The sequence below is a fragment of the Schinkia azotoformans LMG 9581 genome (assembly GCF_000307855.1).
Classification (GTDB): domain Bacteria; phylum Bacillota; class Bacilli; order Bacillales; family Bacillaceae_J; genus Schinkia; species Schinkia azotoformans.
Genome location: NZ_AJLR01000124.1, coordinates 1 through 17,078 on the forward strand (window position 1 = coordinate 1; position 17,078 = coordinate 17,078).

The following is a 17,078-nucleotide window of genomic DNA, read 5'->3' on the forward strand; positions in this document are numbered from 1 at the left end:
TCGATTCTGTCTCGAGCCACTCTAAAAAACATCCTTTATAAGGGTGTTTTTATTTTGAATAAATAATGGCTTGGTTGGAAAAAATTATGTTGTTATGTAAAATTTTGAGGTTTTAAATTTGAAAAAGTGTGGAATAAGTGTTAATGTAAGAGCGAAAGATACTTTTGAAACAAAAAAGTATAAAAATCCAAAAATTAACATCTACATAATTAACTAGGAGGAGATTTTATTATGGCTAAATTTGAATTACCACAATTACCTTATGCATATGATGCATTAGAACCACATGTTGATGCTAGAACTATGGAAATCCATCATACGAAACACCACAATACTTATGTAACAAACTTAAATAACGCACTTGAAGGAAATGACGAGCTTTTAAGCAAATCTGTTGAAGAAGTTATTTCAAACCTTGATGCTGTTCCTGAAGCAGCACGTACTGCAGTTCGCAATAACGGTGGTGGTCATGCTAACCATTCATTATTCTGGACTGTTATGAGTCCAAATGGTGGTGGCGCACCAACTGGTGAACTTGCTGACGCAATCGCTCAAAAATTTGGTAGCTTTGATGCTTTTAAAGAAGAGTTCGCTAAAGCAGCTACAACTCGTTTTGGTTCAGGTTGGGCTTGGTTAGCAGTTAACAATGGACAGCTTGAAGTGACTAGCACACCAAACCAGGATTCTCCATTAATGGAAGGCAAAACGCCAATTCTTGGTCTAGATGTTTGGGAGCATGCTTATTACTTAAACTACCAAAACCGTCGTCCCGACTACGTAAGTGCATTCTGGAACGTAATAAATTGGGAAGAAGTTACAAAACGCTATAACGCTGCAAAATAATAATAAAAATACACAAAACAAAAGGTATGCAAATTCGAATATGAATTCGCATACCTTCTTTTTTTGGCAAGACCAGATTTTATATTTTTTTTATCGACATTATTGAATATGATTGGAGAATACTGAAAATACTTTTAATGCCATAAATAATAAGTAGTTTATTGGGAGGGATTTCTGAAACATGCTGATGGAGTGTTTGATCCTTGTAGCAATGTGGCTGTTCGGTTTTCTTGGCTTTATTTTGTTTATTCCACACAAAGAATGGCGCAAGGGATTCTTAGCATTCTTAATGTTTCAAGCAATCGTCTGGCTTTGCGATATGCCCTCTTTTCAATTTGGCTTATTAAGTGCACCTGTGCGGGTGTTGCCGAAAGCGACAGATCTCCCCCTAACAATTAATTATTTTTTCTATCCAGTATTGTTTTCAATATTTTACGTCAATAAGAGAGCAAAGGGCAGTCTATGGTCTAGAATTACATACTTTTTTGTTTGGGTCTCTATTATCACGTTGTTTGATGTTGTTATCGAGAGATTTACAGATTTATTAGAATATGGATTACTGTCATGGTGGGGGATGTGGATTTACATTTGGCTTCTCTTTTTCGTGAGTCAAGTCTGCTGTAATTGGTTCTTTAAGGACAAAGCCCTGTTTCGAGCAGAGATATGGAGTACAAAATGAGAATTGAATGGTGGATCTTGCTATCGGTGTACGCAGTGGCAACAGGAATTGTTTTCTTCATACCCAAAAATAAACTTCGACTTGCGGTAGTGGCGTTTTTGTTCACACAGATTATTACCTTTCTTATAGGTTTGGTGGTTGTAGAGTTGGGTCTTCTTAAATATCCTATTCGTTTGTTTACTACTATCAATCGGACGAGTTTCACGTTTGAATATTATGCTTTTCCAGTCGTATGTTCCGCCTTTAATGTATGGTATCCCAATGATCGAAGTGCTCTTATTCAATTGGGTTATTATGTTGGAGTAGGCTCTTTGTTGACTTTGGTTGAAGTCATTATCGAAAAATATACCGATCTCATTGAATACATACACTGGGAATGGTATATTACTTTGCTAACAATATGTCTTTCGTTTTTCGTAACTCGTTTATTTTGCGTCTGGTTTTTCGAAAAGGGACGTTCAAATACATAATATGTAATCTTAATTAATTCGAAGCGGGAAAAACTCCATAAACTATGGTATAGTGAAATCTAATTAATGGTAGAAAGGGGATGTTTTTTTATGCGTAGCAAGCAAGAGCTTGAGATTGTAGCAATTGGGGAGGTATGTGCACAATAATTCAGGCATACACCTCCCAAAGGTTATAATCAAAACTTTAGGAGGCAATCAAGTTGAATAAAATTGATATGAAAAATATAGGGCTAACTGAAAGGTTTATACTGGAAGCCAATCAATATAAAGGTTTTTATATTGGCCGAATTTCATCCCAATCTAAACATCTGTATAAGGTTTTAACGGAAAAAGGTGAGATTAAAGCTAATATTTCTGGAAAGCTTCACCACAGTGTAATTGAACTGTCTGAATATCCTGCTGTTGGAGATTTTGTAATGGTTGACCGAGTGGACAACTCAGATGGCAACGGTATTATTCACCATGTACTAACACGTAAAAGTGTTTTTGCACGTAAAGTAGCAGGTTCTACAAATGATACCCAAGTTGTTGCTGCTAACATTGATACAGTTTTTATTTGTATGTCACTGAACAATGATTTTAATCTTCGAAGGTTAGAGCGCTACCTTTCTATCGCTTGGGATAGCGGTGCAACACCAGTTATTGTGCTTACAAAATCCGATCTATGTCAGGAAGTAGAGGTAAGACTTAACGAAATATCATCTATCGCATTTGGTATAGATGTGCTTGTTACAACAAGTATTTCTGATGATGGATATCAACCATTAAAAAGCTATCTTTTTAGTGGTCGAACAATAGCCCTTATTGGCTCATCTGGAGTTGGGAAATCATCCTTAATTAATCGTCTTCTCGGTCAAACTATATTAGAAACAAAAGAGATAAGAAATGATGATAAGGGCAGACATACTACTACAAGACGTGAACTGATTATGTTGCCGAATTTAGGTGTTGTTATAGACACTCCGGGAATGAGGGAGCTTGGAATTATTAGCGCTGATTTAACGAAATCGTTTGCTGATATTACCGAGCTTGCTTCTAATTGCCGTTTTAACGATTGTACCCATCAAAGTGAGCCCAACTGTGCTGTGCAAAAAGCGATTAAAGATGGTATTTTGTCGGCAGAAAGGCTAGAGAGTTACAGAAAACTTGGCAGGGAAACTAAGTATGATGGCTTGAATTCTAAAATGATTGAAAAAGAAAAGATAAATGAAATGTTTAGTGGCATGGGTGGCATGAAAAATGCTAGAAAATTCCTAAAAGAACAAAATAGGAAAAAAAGAAGATAAAACTTTAGAACAAAAAAGCCTAATTTCTCAATTTTAACTGAGAAATTAGGCTTTTTTACAAAAACTCAAATCCGAATGATTGCATGATATGACTTGCAGAAAGAATCTAATTTTCAATCAGTGTATCGAGGGAAAATGTCCTAAAAAATATAGAAATGATTTTGCCCTTCACTACCAATGGATTGATAAGGAAAGCTTAGATATTCTTATGAAAAGTACTTATCACAGACAATAATAAGTATTAAGAAGTGCCATTAAGATTTTATATATAAGTGCTTGCTTTTATTTACTCTTTAGTTTCCATTTGTTCAACTTCATTGATATAGCGATAAATAGTTGCTTCACTACTATCTAATAGCTTTGCGACTTCAGTTACAGCACCTTTTAGTAATCGGTATACACCTGCTTTTTTGCCTACACAAAGAATTATTTTTGTCAATCGAATGACGTATGTCAACTCTTTTTGGAATTGGTTTGTTTTGAAGTATCATTGACAATTGTTTGCTATCATTATAGAATTGTTTTTTTGGAAGAAAAAGAGGTGAGTAATTTTGAATGTAGAACAGCGGAAAAAGATAATAGTATTGATGATTAATATGTTCATCGCCATTGGAAGCTTCGGGATTATTATCCCTATTTTGCCAGCGTATTTAGAGTCCATCAACCAAGGTGGTACTGCCGCGGGATTAATGATTGCTCTATTTGCAGGAGCGCAATTAATCTTTTCTCCGATTGCGGGAAAATGGGCTGATCAATATGGGCGTAGGAAGATGATTATTTATGGATTGATAGGTTTGACGATTTCCATGTTTGTGTTTTACGGCTTTAATTCAATTTGGTGGCTTTATGTATCACGTGTCATTGGCGGTATTGGAGCTGCATTGCTCATACCTGCTATTTTTGCCTATATAGCAGATATTACTACGGTGGATCAACGAGCAAAAGGTAATAGCTTAATATCAGCAGCTATGTCTCTAGGAATTGTCATTGGACCAGGGATAGGTGGCTTTTTAGCGGATTTTGGATTGAAGATGCCGTTATTAATATCTGCACTTGTATCACTAGTTGCTGTATTATTTTCTATCTTTATCCTTAAGGAAAGTAGCACAACTGAATCAAAGGATTTATCTACAGATGATGAATCAATGGGTAGAAAGATGGTTCGCTCCGTGAAAATGCCTTATTTTATCCCTCTTATTATTACGCTTGTAATGAGTTTCGGTTTAATGGCATACGAATCCGTTCTTGGTCTTTTTGTCGATAATCAATTTGGTGCAACTCCACAAGAAATTGCGATAATGGTTACATCTACGGGAATTGTAAGCGTCATAGCTCAGCTTTTTGTCGTTGATCGTATCGTTAGCCGCTTTGGAGAAGTAGTTGTCTTAAATATCTTTATAGGAGTAACAACAATTGGGTTTCTTCTTTCACTCTTTGCATCTAGCTATATACTTTTCTTTGGAATTACACTTTTAATTTTTCTTGCTACTTCCATTCTTCGTCCTGTTCTAAATACACTTATCTCTAAAATGGCTGGTAATGAACAAGGCTTTGCTATGGGCATGAATAATGCTTACATGAGTATCGGGAATATTTTAGGACCCACCCTTGCTGGGCTGTTATATGATGTCAATATTATTTATCCATTTATTATGGGCCTTATTTTTCTAGTCCTGACAATGTTAGTGACGATAATGTGGCAGAAACGCTTAGATAATAAAAGTAAGCAGATAAAACTTGGTGAACTATAAAAATAATGAGAAAGCTGTCCCTAAAAAATGGGGCAGCTTTTTCAATTGAATTAATACAAACTTTCAATTGGAACATTATCTGGTAGTTTAAATGGATTTTCTTTATTTATCCTGTCATAAAACATGATGCCATCTAAATGATCGATTTCATGTTGGATAACGATGGAATAATATCCTTTAAATTTCAAAATCACTTCTTGCCCAGTTATGTCATATGCTTTTACTTTAATTCTCTCATATCTCGGAACTAATCCCTCCACTTCCCTATCAACCGAAAGGCAACCTTCTCCTTCAGGTAGATAAATCATATTAAGAGAATGACTAATAATTTTTGGATTAATTAACATATATTCTTTATCTTTATCATCAAAAAGTGCTGCAAACATACGTTTATCAAGCCCAATTTGATTTGCAGATAACCCTACTCCAGGGCGAAGTTTATATTTTTTTGAGATATTTGGATCTTGGCTGTTTTTTAAATATTGAAGCATGCATAGCAAAGCATCTTTATCTTCACTTGAAACAGGAAGGTCAACTTCTTGGGTTTTTTTACGTAATATTGCAGCACCTTCTCTAACTATATCATTCATTGTAATTATGTATTCCACGCCAAACTTACTCATATATAAACACCTCGTCCACTTTTCTATTTAGAACTTTTGCAATTTTAAATGCTACTTCAAGAGTAGGATCATACTTATCATTTTCAATACAATTAATCGTTTGCCTCACGACTCCACATTCTTTAGCAAGAGTTTCTTGGGTAATTCCTAATTTTTTTCTCAACACTTTAATAATATTTTTCAAATTCATTACCTCGTTTGTCAAAAACTTTAGACATTTATCATACCGTACCATGGCAGGAATGTCCAATATTACTGGCCAAATAAATTATTTGCATATCTCTATCCTAACTAAGGAACAATAATTGCTAGTACATAAAGGGGAGTCAGCAATGAACCGATTTTTACAAAAGATTACAGGACATGAAGAAGTAAATAAGGAAATAGTTTTCTTGCTATTAATTGGTGGGTTGTATTCATTAAGTATTGCTTTGTCAAACACATTTGTGAATATTTACATATGGAAGCAATCGGGTGAATTTACGGATATTGCTCTATACAATTTGGCTGTAGTTGTAATGCAGCCGCTTACATTTATTCTTGCTGGAAAATGGGCAAAAAAAATTGACCGGATTATCGTATTGAGATTAGGTGTTATATTTTTATCATTTTTTTATTTAACTGTTCTTGTAAGTGGAGATAATGCAGCTGGCTTTTTACTTTTACTGGGTGGTCTCTTAGGAATTGGCTATGGTTTTTATTGGCTGGCATTTAATGTTTTAACATTTGAGATTACAGAACCAGAAACGCGGGATTTTTTTAATGGCTTTTTTGGAGTGTTAACTTCTTTAACAGGTATGATTGGTCCTATTTTAGCAGGTTGGATTATCTCTAGCTTACAAGCATTCACAGGTTATACGACTATTTTTAGTATTTCATTAGGTTTATTTGTTGGTGCCGTTCTTCTAAGCTTGCTCATTAAAAGACGGCCCGCGCATGGAACCTATTCATTCAAGCGCATATTACAAGAACGAAAAAATAATCCTAACTGGCAACGAATTTTACATGCAAGTTTTTTTCAAGGTTTGCGTGAAGGTTCCTTTTTGTTTGTCATCTCTCTTTGGGTTTATATTACGACTAACAGTGAGCTTGCCATTGGAACATTTGGGCTTGTAAACTCCGGGATTGCGTTCGTCTTTTATTTTCTTGCTACTAAATTCATAAAACCTGCCCATCGCTTAAAAACAATTCTTATAGGAGGTTTGATGTTGTATGGCAGTGTATTTCTCATTATTTTTGATCTTTCCTTCCAGCGCTTGATTATGTACGCTGTTGTAATTGCCATAGCTTATCCGATATTGTTAGTGCCCTATATGTCAATCACTTATGATGTTATCGGTAAGGCCTGGAAAGCAGCTGATATGAGGATTGAGTATATCGTTGTTCGTGAATTATATTTAAATAGCGGTCGAGTAGTATCAATATTACTATTTTTAGTTTTCGTTACATTTATTAATGAAGAAAGTGGAATTCCGATAGTACTGGCTATTACTGGGGCAGGACATTTAATTATTTACTTTTTCTTCAAAGGGATTGATGTGAAAAGTGAAAATCCTAATGAAATGAAAGAAAAGGTATACTCCCGCATGCCGTCTAGAAGGTTGACGGATGGAGAGGGGGGATCACCTATTTAAGAACACAGATATTGTGTTCTATTTTTTTTTGCCTGTCTAGCTTCAGTTTATACGTTGATGAACGGGCGCTTTTGCTTTCCTTGACTTTACATTGTTTAACATTGTTTTACAATACCTTTACATTCTGTTTAAACAAGATTAATACAAAAACATTAAAGTAAATATTGTATGAGAGATCCACAGGTATTATGTAAGAGAGGAGCAGTTTTCATGCAAAAAACTGTTAATGTTAAAGAACTGATAGAAAATAGCAAAAGTAGGGGGAAGAACAGGCTAATTGAAAAGTCTGTACCTATTATATTGTTTTTAATTGCATCTATTTCTATACTTACGACAATTGGGATTGTGTTTACATTAATTGTTGAAGCCGTTCTTTTCTTTAAAGAAGTATCTTTGATCGAGTTTTTTACAAGTACGAAATTAGCACCACTGGCTAAAGATCCATCGTTTGGTATTCTTCCATTAATTAATGGAACGCTGATTACAACCTTGATCGCGATGTTAGTTGCAATCCCGATCGGATTAACAGCTGCCATTTATTTAAGTGAGTATGCTTCCGAAAAAGTAAGAAGGCAGCTTAAACCATTGATTGAAATATTGGCAGGCATCCCAACTATTGTTTATGGTTTTTTTGCCTTTACATTTGTTACTCCTCTTCTAAGGCAAGTAATTCCTACATTAGAGCCTGTTAACGCATTGAGTCCAGGCATTGTCATGGGAATCATGATTATACCATTAGTTGCTTCTCTTTCCGAAGATGCGATGAGTGCCGTTCCGAATGCAATGAGAGAGGGGGCGCTTGCATTAGGTGCTACGAAATTTGAAGTAACAATGAAAGTTGTTATTCCAGCGGCTATTTCCGGGATCATTGCATCATTTGTTTTAGCCATTTCACGAGCAATTGGCGAAACGATGATTGTCGCGATTGCGAGTGGATCAAATAAGGTTTTCACATTTGATATTACACAACCTATGCAAACCATGACTGCTTATATTGTGGAATTTACAAGCGGTGACGCGGGTAGTGGAACAGTCGGCTATCATAGCTTATATGCGGTTGGGATCACTTTGTTTGCCTTTACGTTGTTAATGAATTTATTAGCACAGTTTATTTCCCGTAAGTTCAGGGAGGAATATTAAGATGAAATATCGGATTTTAAAAAATAAATTGATTAAAAATATCTTTTTACTTTCTACATTATTTTCTCTGTTTGTTTTAGGAATATTAATCTACCGGGTTGCAGTCGATAGTATCGGCTGGTTAGACTGGCAGTTTCTTACGAGTAAATTATCAATGTCTGCAGACAGAGCTGGGATTAAGGGGGTCATTGCCGGAACGTTATGGTTAATGGCTGTCGTTGCGCCAATTACGATGTTTTTAGGTATTGGTACGGCGATCTATTTAGAGGAGTATGCAAAGCGTGGTAAATTTCAAGCTTTTATTCAAATGAATATATCTAACTTAGCTGGTGTTCCGTCTGTTATCTTTGGTCTTTTAGGGTTAACGGTATTTGGCAGAATGTTTAATTTAGGATCTAGTATTTTAGCAGGAGGACTTACAATGTCCCTTCTAGTGCTCCCCATTGTCGTTGTTGCCAGCCAGGAGGCCATCCGCGCAGTGCCCGGGTTTTTACGGGAAGCGTCTTACGGGATGGGTGCGACAAAATGGCAAACAACAAAAAATATTGTTTTGCCTGCCGCACTTCCTGGGATATTGACAGGCGTGATTCTAGCCCTTTCAAGAGCGATTGGCGAAACGGCTCCATTAGTAGTTTTAGGGATTCCGGCTTTAATTATGCCGGTACCAGATCATATTATGGACGACTTTACAGCACTTCCGATGCAAATCTATTATTGGACAGTTGATTCAGTTTTAACAGCCGAATATGCTAATCTAGCTGCAGCAACAATTGTTGTTCTGTTGCTCGTACTGTTTGTAATGAATTCAATTGCGATCATTATCCGAAATAAATTCCAAAAAAGATATTAGGAGGAGCAACAAAATGAGTTCCGTTAAAAATCTTGTTTTTGAAACAAAGGACTTAAATCTTTGGTATGGTGATGACCATGCGTTAAAAGAAATAAATTTGCCGATCTATGAAAATGAAGTAACTGCGATTATCGGTCCATCAGGGTGTGGTAAATCAACTTATATAAAAACCTTAAACCGCATGGTTGAAATGATTCCTATCGTGAGAACCTCTGGAGAAATTTTATATCGAGGCAAAAATATTTTCGATAAATCATATGAAGTTGAAGAACTAAGGACAAGGGTTGGAATGGTATTTCAAAAGCCAAACCCATTTCCAAAATCCATATACGACAACATTGCATACGGCCCAAGAATCCATGGAATTCGTGACCGACGAATAATCGATGAAATAGTTGAAAAAAGCTTACGCGGTGCAGCAATATGGGATGAAGTAAAGGACAGACTTCATGAAAATGCTTACGGACTATCAGGAGGACAGCAGCAGCGGATTTGTATTGCAAGATGCCTAGCAATTGAACCGGATGTTATTTTAATGGATGAACCAACATCAGCTTTGGACCCGATTTCTACATTAAAAGTGGAAGAGTTATGTCAGGAATTAAAACAAAACTACAGCATAGTTATTGTAACACACAACATGCAACAAGCTGCTCGTATTTCCGATCGGACTGCATTTTTCCTTAGCGGGGAAGTCATCGAATATGAACCAACAGACCAGATTTTCTCAAAACCAAAGGATAAACGAACAGAAGACTACATTACGGGTCGTTTTGGCTAAGGCAAAAAAATAAAGAGAAAAGAGGGGAAATATATGTCCTTAAGAGAAAATTTTGATTTGAAATTAAAACAGCTAAATGAAAAAGTGCTTGAACTTGGAGGTCTTGCTGAGAATGCATTTGTAAAGTCAATAACTGCCATGGAAAATAAGGATATAGAAAGTGCCATTCAAGTTATCGATGAAGATTCTTACATTGACCATATAGAAGAGGAAATTAATGATTTAGCTATTATTTTAATTGCAAGGGAAGCCCCAGTCGCTGTTGATTTACGACGAATTATCGTTGCCATTAAGATTGCATCTGATTTGGAAAGAGTCGCTGATTATGCTGTAAACATTGCCAAATCAGTCATTAGAATCGGCGAGACTGATCATAAAGTACCCGTTGACTCCTTGCTTAAAATGTCTAGAATAGCAAAAGAAATGTTGTCCCTTTCATTTAAAGCCTTTATCGAAGAGGACGTTGTACTCGCTAAAAAGATAGCTGATATGGATGACGAAATCGATAAATTATACGGTGAAACGATCAAAACATATTTACAATTATCAGACGAAACGAAACAGGATTTCATGCAAATTACCCAATTATCATTTATTGCTAGATATATCGAGCGCATTGGCGACTATGCAACCAATATATCTGAAGGTGTGTTTTATATCGTAAAAGGGATTCGATATGAATTAAATAATTAATGGTGGGGCTGTCCAAAAAGTCACTTTTTAATGACTTTTTGGACAGCCCTTTTACTATTTATTGAAACCGCAGCATCTGGCCGACCATTCGGTCTCGAACAAATGGTATTTTCATAAAAGATCTTACGGCAAATTTTCTAAGCCCTGGCTGGCCCATAAGTATATTCATTAAATTAAAGCGGTAACGATAAACAAAAAGCGAGGCTATTCCCAAAATAAGTATTCGCAACAAGGAATTTTGCATGTATTATCCCTCCTGCTAATTAGAATTCCAAGAATTAAAGGCCGATATACCTTGAATATAATGTTTTTGCTCTGACCTGGTCTTCTGTACCTTGAACGAGCGTACGTCCATCCGGAAATAAGACAAGACGTTCTCCTTCCGGCAGCTCTACTTTTAATAAAAATGGGGTTTTCTGAACTTTTCCGATAGGTTTAAGACGGTCTGCCCAAACATCTAAATTAAATCCCTGCTTCGCCTGGATTTGTACAGTCTCTCTACCGCACAACACTGTTATTATATCCTTCTCGGCTAAATTTAAGGCAGGATATTCTTTCTTCTGACATGTCGGACAGTCTGTTTTAGGTGTTGAAAATTTCATATCGTAATGATAGTTGTTCCAAATATCGAGCGTTAAAAGACTTTTCCTGCGATTTTTTACATCGCCGACTAGGAACTTTATCACTTCAACTACTTGCAGGGAGGCGACAATATCAACGATTGGTGAAATAACTCCAATCGTATCACAAGTTTGGCCACCTTGATCAGTGGATGTGATAAAGCAGCGCAAGCATGGTGTTTCATTTGGTACAAAGATCGCCGACATTCCTCTTGAACTTACTGCTCCACCATAAACAAAAGGAATCCCATACTTAAAACAGGCGTCATTTAATAAAAATCTTGTTTGAAAATTGTCTGTACCATCTAGAACTATATCCATTCCGTTGATTAATTCATCAATATTTTTAGGGGAAGCATCACCCACGATGGCTTCGATTTTTATGTCTGAATTTATCTTTGTTAGCTTATTTTTAGCTGCGATTGCTTTTGGAAGAGCACCAGTAACATCATCTTCATCAAACAGCATTTGCCGTTGAAGATTGCTTCTTTCCACATAGTCGCGGTCAATAAAGCGTATATGACCAATACCAGCCCTAACTAGATGATTGGCTAGCGCTGTACCTAGTGCCCCCATTCCGACTATTAAAACTGAACTGTTAGTAAGTTTTTTTTGTCCATCTTCACCAATTGGCGAAAATAACATTTGCCTTGAATATCTTGTAAAATCGGTCATTATCAACACTCCATTACATGGTAAAAAGTAGTATGAGTAGCGAACCTAACGCAATAGATAAAAAGTTTACCGTATCATTATTTAAAAAACGATATCCACTTTTATACATCGTACTTTGCCCACAATGGTTCGTTTTTTCTGTGTTTAATCCGCAATTCGGACAGGTATATGTAACTTGGACGGTTGCTCCTAATAAAGTATCGATTAAGTTGCCAATAAATCCAACAATACCGATAGCTAATCCTAATTGAAATGTTACCTCATTCCATAAATAATGGCTAATGATTCCTATTAAAAATGCACCACATAACGCTGATATGGTACCTAAGAAAGACATGGCACCGGATGTACCGGCATCAACCTTGCTAAACGATAAAATATGGACAGGTTTACTTTTGCTGATTGAACCAATTTCAGATGCCCATGTATCTGAATTTGCTGTTGCCAATGAACTAATAAACATATACAATAAGAAATTTTCTTGAAAAAGAAGAAAAAGCAAACTTATTATACCCGGAACACCACCGTTAGCAATAACTTGAACAGCATCACGGGCACCGCTTTTTTTTATTTTATCCTCTACGGATTTTTTCTTATCTGCTTTAAACTTGCTCCAAAAATTCGAGGTTACGAAAAAAGTACCCATTAACAATAAACCTTGGGCACCGAATGCTAGCAAGGTTGCCAGACCAACGATGATTGTTGCAATGGCCCCTGATAATGTCAGCGCTCTTAACTTGTAACCCGATATTGCTGCAATCACAACAAGTATAAATAAGACAATACCATTGGAAATTATCGACATAAGATAACCTGCTTATTTGTAACTATGAGATTAACTGGAACATCATGTTCCTCTATCGGAAGTTCATCAACTAATTGGACTTCTTGAAAGGCAAGAGCTGCTTTTCTTCCGTTATATTCGCTTAAAAAACGGTCATAATACCCTCCGCCAAAACCTACCCGATATCCATTTTGATTAAAGCCAAGGCCTGGTACTACTATTAATTTAATTTTACTAGGTGAAACGGCTTTCGTTTCGTTTTCCTTCGGTTCCAATAGACCATAGTATACAACCTCTAATTGATCAAAGCTTTCCAATACACGAAATGTCATTCCTTTCGTGGCTGGTTCACATTTGGGGACGACCATCTGTTTTCTTTCTTCCCAACCCTTTTCAATGATTGCTTTTGTATCTACCTCTGTACCCCGTGAAATTGTAATGGCGATGGTATCAGCCTGTTTCCAATCATCTGTATTGAATAGGTTAGCTGCTATATTAGAAGACCATTTTTTTAAAACATCCGGTGGAACGGCTTGTAACTTTTCTTTAATGTCTTTTCTTATTTGTCTTTTATCCATAACATATCACCTCTTAACACTGGATAGTATAAAAAAAACAGTAGGAATAATATCCCTACTGTTTTATTTTGTTTCACGGTGAACTGTGTGAGTTTTGCAAGATGGACAATATTTTTTTAGCTCAATACGTTCAGTATTGTTACGCTTGTTTTTTGTTGTAATATAGTTACGATGTCCGCTTTCTGTGCAAGCTAAAGTTACGTTAACGCGCATGTATATCCCTCCAAACTTTCATTACATAAGTTCATATACTATTATTATCTTTCGTCGATTACTCAGACTCAAATATAATAACAAATATAAACAAAATGTTCAACCCTTATTTGCTTAGAGGGATAATTCTTTCATCGCTAAAGCCATTTTCAATAAATTCCCTTATGAGCCATTCAGGATTGCTTTTAACGAGATTATTTAAATAATTGATTTCATTTAAATTGTCTCCAAAGACCATCCAATAATACCCTTGCTTTATTTCATATGGCAACACTGTTGTTTCTAGAGCAAAGGCACTGTTAACTCTGCCTGAAGAAATCGGATTGTAAAAAAGGCTACCGTTTACGAAATTAACGATGTCTTTATTTTGGAAATCATTTTTTTGCCATGTTGTATATTGTGAAATGCCTTTATTATCAACAAGACCATTAAACAACATATAGCTTCCATCATATTCATGATAAAGAGTACGGTTACTTAAGCTAAAAAAAGCTGTTCCATTCTGATGTTCAAAATCCTGATGGAAAAATAAAGTTAAATCCTGTTTTTCTTTCGATTCATTGGATAAAGTTACTTTTTTTAATAAAATACTACGGCTTGGATGAATAAAATCCTCGAATTCCAATTGTAATGAATGCTTATTGCTTAAAGCATGTGCATAACTCGGGATTTGGTATTGATTTGTTTTGGAGTTAACGTTCCAAAATAACTCTGTTCCCCACTCAATCCCATTCGCTTTACTCCATATCCCAACATTGTTCCTATTCATAAATTTTGATTTTATCATATATAACATCCTTAAGTTTATTTTTGTCTAAAAAAAATCATTGCTAAATCTTTGAAATCGCTTACTCATGCAGTCCACAATCTATCTTTTTTATTATTACTGTAATGATATCACCGTTGTGATAACGACTACAACGAGGTGATTTTGTCGAAAACTTCGAACGGTTGATATAACAATATAAAAAAATAAAGAAAAATTTTAATTTTTTGAGTTTCGACAATAGCGTTTAATTTTTTTATCGTATATTTAGCAAATTACTACAAAAAAAGCTATAATGTATTAGGTATATAAAAGCAATCTTGAATTGGGGTGACCAGTTAATGATATCTGTAGAGTCGGCCATCATAGGGCTTTTCTCTTTTTCAATTGTTTTATTGGCCCTATCTTTTTTCAAAAAGGACAAATATAAAGAACTCGAAAATCAGGTTGAGAATTTAACAATGATCGTTATGCAGGAAAACTATCAATTGAAGAAAAAAATGAAAGTGCTAGAGGAAGAATTATTAGGAAATGAAAGCTATACGGTCCCTTTAAACGAAAGGTATGAAACGAATGGCAAATAATTCTTTAAAAAGCTTTGCTTCGGGAATGATTATCGCTACTTCGATTTTTACAGCTGTCTATTATTTTCAACCATTTAATAAACGGGAACAAAAAATAGTAGAGAACGATACGCTAACAAGCGAAGAGGTACAGGCATACTTGAATAATAATGGGTATATTTCAATTTCAGAGCAAACCTATGACGAATTGGTAGCTAAAAGTAAAGAATTCGAAGCGATAAAAAATCAAACTCAAAAAGCATCGGAACCAAAACTGCCTGAGCAAAAGGAAACAGTGCCTATCCCGCCATCGCCAGAAGTAGAAAAGAAAATCTTTACTTTGACAGTGAAAAGCGGCATGGACAGTATTCAGATTGCGAATTTGCTGGAGAATGCCGGAATCGTTGATAGCGGTAGGGAATTCGAACAATTTTTAACAAAGAAAGATTGGACAAGGTCAATACAAGTTGGAACGTACAAACTTAACAGTTCGATGTCATATGAGGAAATCGGTAAGATCATTACGAAGAAGAAGTAAATATTTAATTGAATTAATCGAAAGAAGGTGGGGGATTGCATAATATTAATAGTCAGGATTATTTATATTGGCGTTTGGTTTACGAACTTGTCACCAAGCATCGTTTTCGTATTATAAACCTCTATGATCATGGAGAAGTTTGGCTGCAACGCATGGAGTGGCGAGAAAAGAATATTCTCCGACTGGTACGGGATGACATCAACTGGGGAAATTATTTAGTACGGGATATGGCAAATGTAACAAGAGTGATCGATCTGTATAAACAACAATCCTATAGTAAAAAGGCAGATTTTTATAATATTTTTGTTTCAACCTATCCACCTGTTGATGACTGGGAGTATCGAGTCGACAACCGAAATAATGTTCGTATTGTTTTAATAGAGCAGACCAATTGGGAACAAGAAATAGAAAGGCTTTTTAAACTTCTGAATCTGCCTTCTCCAGAAGTTAAAAGCTGGTTTTCAGATATGGTAGACCCGACAGAATTAATTAACAGATTACGACAAACAGAAAAGAATAGAAAGAAGGCAGAGAACGATCTTTTATTCGCTAAAAAACCTTTTTTAACCTATGTTTTAGTAGTGATTAATTTAATCATGTTTTTGCTTCTTGAATTAGTTGGTTCAGGCAGTACGGATCTTTCTACTTTAATTAAGTTTGGTGCAAAATACAATCCTGCTATTTTAGAAGGAGATTGGTGGCGTTTTATCACACCAATGTTTTTACATATAGGTTTCTTGCACTTATTAATGAATACGCTTGCTTTATATTATTTAGGGATTTCTGTTGAAAGAATTTATGGGACATGGCGCTTTCTAATCCTTTATTTTGCCGCAGGCATCACTGGCGGTGTAGCAAGCTTTGCCTTTACAACACAAGTATCTGCGGGTGCATCTGGTGCCATTTTCGGTTGTTTCGGTGCATTATTATATTTTGGGGTTGTCCATCCCTCTCTATTTCTACGCTCGATGGGATGGAATATTATTGTAGTGTTAGGCATAAACCTTGCGTTTGGTTTCCTTGTTCCAATGGTCGATAACAGTGCTCATATTGGCGGTCTTATCGGTGGATTTTTAGCCTCAGCCATTGTCCATTTACCGAATCATAAAAAGTCGCTTCATCAAGTAGCGGCATTCTTGCTTTTTTCGGTAATCTTGGGGGCTTCATTGGCTTATGGATTTTATTATAGCGATCAAAAAGAGGATCCGTTGGTCGTTGGCCAATTATCGCAACAGCTTATAGAAGATGGCAACTATGAAAAAGCAAATCAATTATTATCTGAAGTCGTACAAGCTAATGGGGAAGTTCCACCGGAAATTCTATTTTTGCTGTCCTACACTGAGATCAAGCTGGGACAGAACGAAAAAGCCATCCCTTTACTTGAGACCGTCGTGGAAGAAAAAAATGATTTTCATGAAGCTTATTATAATCTAGCTTTACTCTATTTAGACAAGGGAGATTACGAAAAAGCCAAAGACTCAATCAACAAAGCATTGGAAATCAAGCCATATGAAGGGGATTATAAGTCTTTGGCAACGGAAATTGAAAAAATAAAATAATGTATGTTTCCTCATTATTTGGTTAATGATGG

Annotated in this window: 22 protein-coding genes; 13 read left to right on the plus strand and 9 right to left on the minus strand. The window is 35.8% G+C overall.

Annotation, left to right across the window (positions count from 1 at the left end; translation table 11 throughout):
- Positions 1-231 precede the first annotated feature (231 nt).
- The 4 genes from BAZO_RS14605 to rsgA all read left to right on the plus strand — a co-directional run bounded on the left by BAZO_RS14605 (position 232) and on the right by rsgA (position 3,278).
- Complete coding sequence (locus BAZO_RS14605) at positions 232-843, plus strand: superoxide dismutase (protein WP_003332388.1); 612 nt, start codon at positions 232-234, stop codon at positions 841-843.
- Between the two features lie 181 nt (positions 844-1,024).
- Positions 1,025-1,522 (plus strand): CBO0543 family protein, encoded by a 498-nt coding sequence (locus BAZO_RS14610; RefSeq protein WP_003332389.1) that lies wholly within the window; start codon positions 1,025-1,027, stop codon positions 1,520-1,522.
- On the plus strand, positions 1,519-1,992 hold the full coding sequence (locus BAZO_RS14615; RefSeq protein WP_003332390.1) for a CBO0543 family protein: 474 nt from the start codon (positions 1,519-1,521) through the stop codon (positions 1,990-1,992). The genes BAZO_RS14610 and BAZO_RS14615 overlap by 4 nt, the downstream gene beginning before the upstream one ends.
- A 200-nt stretch (positions 1,993-2,192) precedes the next feature.
- On the plus strand, positions 2,193-3,278 hold the full coding sequence (rsgA, locus tag BAZO_RS14620) for a ribosome small subunit-dependent GTPase A (protein WP_003332391.1): 1,086 nt from the start codon (positions 2,193-2,195) through the stop codon (positions 3,276-3,278).
- 286 nt (positions 3,279-3,564) lie between these two features.
- On the opposite strand, the gene BAZO_RS22475 is transcribed toward rsgA, so the two are convergent.
- Positions 3,565-3,717, minus strand: coding sequence for a helix-turn-helix domain-containing protein (locus tag BAZO_RS22475; protein WP_003332392.1), 153 nt, complete (start codon positions 3,715-3,717; stop codon positions 3,565-3,567).
- Between the two features lie 112 nt (positions 3,718-3,829).
- Between BAZO_RS22475 and BAZO_RS14625 the strand changes: the two genes are divergently transcribed.
- Positions 3,830-5,029: an MFS transporter gene (locus BAZO_RS14625; protein WP_003332393.1), complete on the plus strand. Its 1,200-nt coding sequence runs from the start codon at positions 3,830-3,832 to the stop codon at positions 5,027-5,029.
- Between the two features lie 50 nt (positions 5,030-5,079).
- Here BAZO_RS14625 and def read toward each other — a convergent pair whose 3' ends face one another.
- The gene (gene def, locus BAZO_RS14630; protein ID WP_003332394.1) at positions 5,080-5,652 is read right to left on the minus strand and encodes a peptide deformylase; all 573 of its coding nucleotides are present in this window, start codon (positions 5,650-5,652) and stop codon (positions 5,080-5,082) included.
- Positions 5,645-5,836, minus strand: coding sequence for a helix-turn-helix transcriptional regulator (locus tag BAZO_RS14635; protein ID WP_003332395.1), 192 nt, complete (start codon positions 5,834-5,836; stop codon positions 5,645-5,647). The genes def and BAZO_RS14635 overlap by 8 nt, the downstream gene beginning before the upstream one ends.
- Before the next feature lie 148 nt (positions 5,837-5,984).
- On the opposite strand from BAZO_RS14635, the gene BAZO_RS14640 reads away from it, so the two are divergent.
- The 5 genes from BAZO_RS14640 (at position 5,985) to phoU (ending at position 10,750) form a co-directional block, all read left to right on the plus strand.
- Positions 5,985-7,286, plus strand: coding sequence for an MFS transporter (locus tag BAZO_RS14640; RefSeq protein WP_003332396.1), 1,302 nt, complete (start codon positions 5,985-5,987; stop codon positions 7,284-7,286).
- 210 nt (positions 7,287-7,496) lie between these two features.
- Positions 7,497-8,426: a phosphate ABC transporter permease subunit PstC gene (gene pstC, locus BAZO_RS14645; protein WP_003332397.1), complete on the plus strand. Its 930-nt coding sequence runs from the start codon at positions 7,497-7,499 to the stop codon at positions 8,424-8,426.
- Between the two features lies 1 nt (position 8,427).
- Positions 8,428-9,276: a phosphate ABC transporter permease PstA gene (pstA, locus tag BAZO_RS14650; protein ID WP_003332398.1), complete on the plus strand. Its 849-nt coding sequence runs from the start codon at positions 8,428-8,430 to the stop codon at positions 9,274-9,276.
- 13 nt (positions 9,277-9,289) lie between these two features.
- Positions 9,290-10,057 (plus strand): phosphate ABC transporter ATP-binding protein PstB, encoded by a 768-nt coding sequence (gene pstB / locus BAZO_RS14655; protein ID WP_003332399.1) that lies wholly within the window; start codon positions 9,290-9,292, stop codon positions 10,055-10,057.
- Positions 10,058-10,090: 33 nt separating this feature from the next.
- Complete coding sequence (phoU, locus tag BAZO_RS14660) at positions 10,091-10,750, plus strand: phosphate signaling complex protein PhoU (RefSeq protein WP_003332401.1); 660 nt, start codon at positions 10,091-10,093, stop codon at positions 10,748-10,750.
- 58 nt (positions 10,751-10,808) lie between these two features.
- Here phoU and BAZO_RS14665 read toward each other — a convergent pair whose 3' ends face one another.
- The 6 genes from BAZO_RS14665 to BAZO_RS14690 form a co-directional block, all read right to left on the minus strand.
- The gene (locus BAZO_RS14665; protein WP_003332402.1) at positions 10,809-10,994 is read right to left on the minus strand and encodes a hypothetical protein; all 186 of its coding nucleotides are present in this window, start codon (positions 10,992-10,994) and stop codon (positions 10,809-10,811) included.
- Between the two features lie 34 nt (positions 10,995-11,028).
- A complete protein-coding gene (locus BAZO_RS14670; protein WP_003332403.1) occupies positions 11,029-12,045 on the minus strand; it encodes a ThiF family adenylyltransferase in 1,017 nt (338 codons plus the stop codon).
- Between the two features lie 13 nt (positions 12,046-12,058).
- A complete protein-coding gene (locus BAZO_RS14675) occupies positions 12,059-12,850 on the minus strand; it encodes a DUF92 domain-containing protein (RefSeq protein WP_003332404.1) in 792 nt (263 codons plus the stop codon).
- On the minus strand, positions 12,841-13,407 hold the full coding sequence (locus BAZO_RS14680; protein ID WP_003332405.1) for a 5-formyltetrahydrofolate cyclo-ligase: 567 nt from the start codon (positions 13,405-13,407) through the stop codon (positions 12,841-12,843). The genes BAZO_RS14675 and BAZO_RS14680 overlap by 10 nt, the downstream gene beginning before the upstream one ends.
- Positions 13,408-13,470: 63 nt before the next feature.
- A complete protein-coding gene (rpmG, locus tag BAZO_RS14685; RefSeq protein WP_003332406.1) occupies positions 13,471-13,620 on the minus strand; it encodes a 50S ribosomal protein L33 in 150 nt (49 codons plus the stop codon).
- Positions 13,621-13,726: 106 nt separating this feature from the next.
- Positions 13,727-14,407 (minus strand): hypothetical protein, encoded by a 681-nt coding sequence (locus BAZO_RS14690; RefSeq protein WP_003332407.1) that lies wholly within the window; start codon positions 14,405-14,407, stop codon positions 13,727-13,729.
- A gap of 320 nt (positions 14,408-14,727) precedes the next feature.
- Here BAZO_RS14690 and BAZO_RS14695 point away from each other — a divergent pair, with 320 nt between their 5' ends.
- Genes BAZO_RS14695 through BAZO_RS14705 form a run of 3 tightly spaced genes read left to right on the plus strand, consistent with a single transcriptional unit; the run spans position 14,728 to position 17,046 of the window.
- On the plus strand, positions 14,728-14,970 hold the full coding sequence (locus tag BAZO_RS14695) for a hypothetical protein (RefSeq protein ID WP_003332408.1): 243 nt from the start codon (positions 14,728-14,730) through the stop codon (positions 14,968-14,970).
- Positions 14,960-15,487: an MltG/YceG/YrrL family protein gene (locus tag BAZO_RS14700; protein WP_003332410.1), complete on the plus strand. Its 528-nt coding sequence runs from the start codon at positions 14,960-14,962 to the stop codon at positions 15,485-15,487. The genes BAZO_RS14695 and BAZO_RS14700 overlap by 11 nt, the downstream gene beginning before the upstream one ends.
- A gap of 35 nt (positions 15,488-15,522) precedes the next feature.
- Entirely contained in the window at positions 15,523-17,046 is a 1,524-nt protein-coding gene (locus BAZO_RS14705; RefSeq protein ID WP_003332411.1) for a rhomboid family intramembrane serine protease, read from the plus strand.
- Positions 17,047-17,078: the final 32 nt, after the last annotated feature.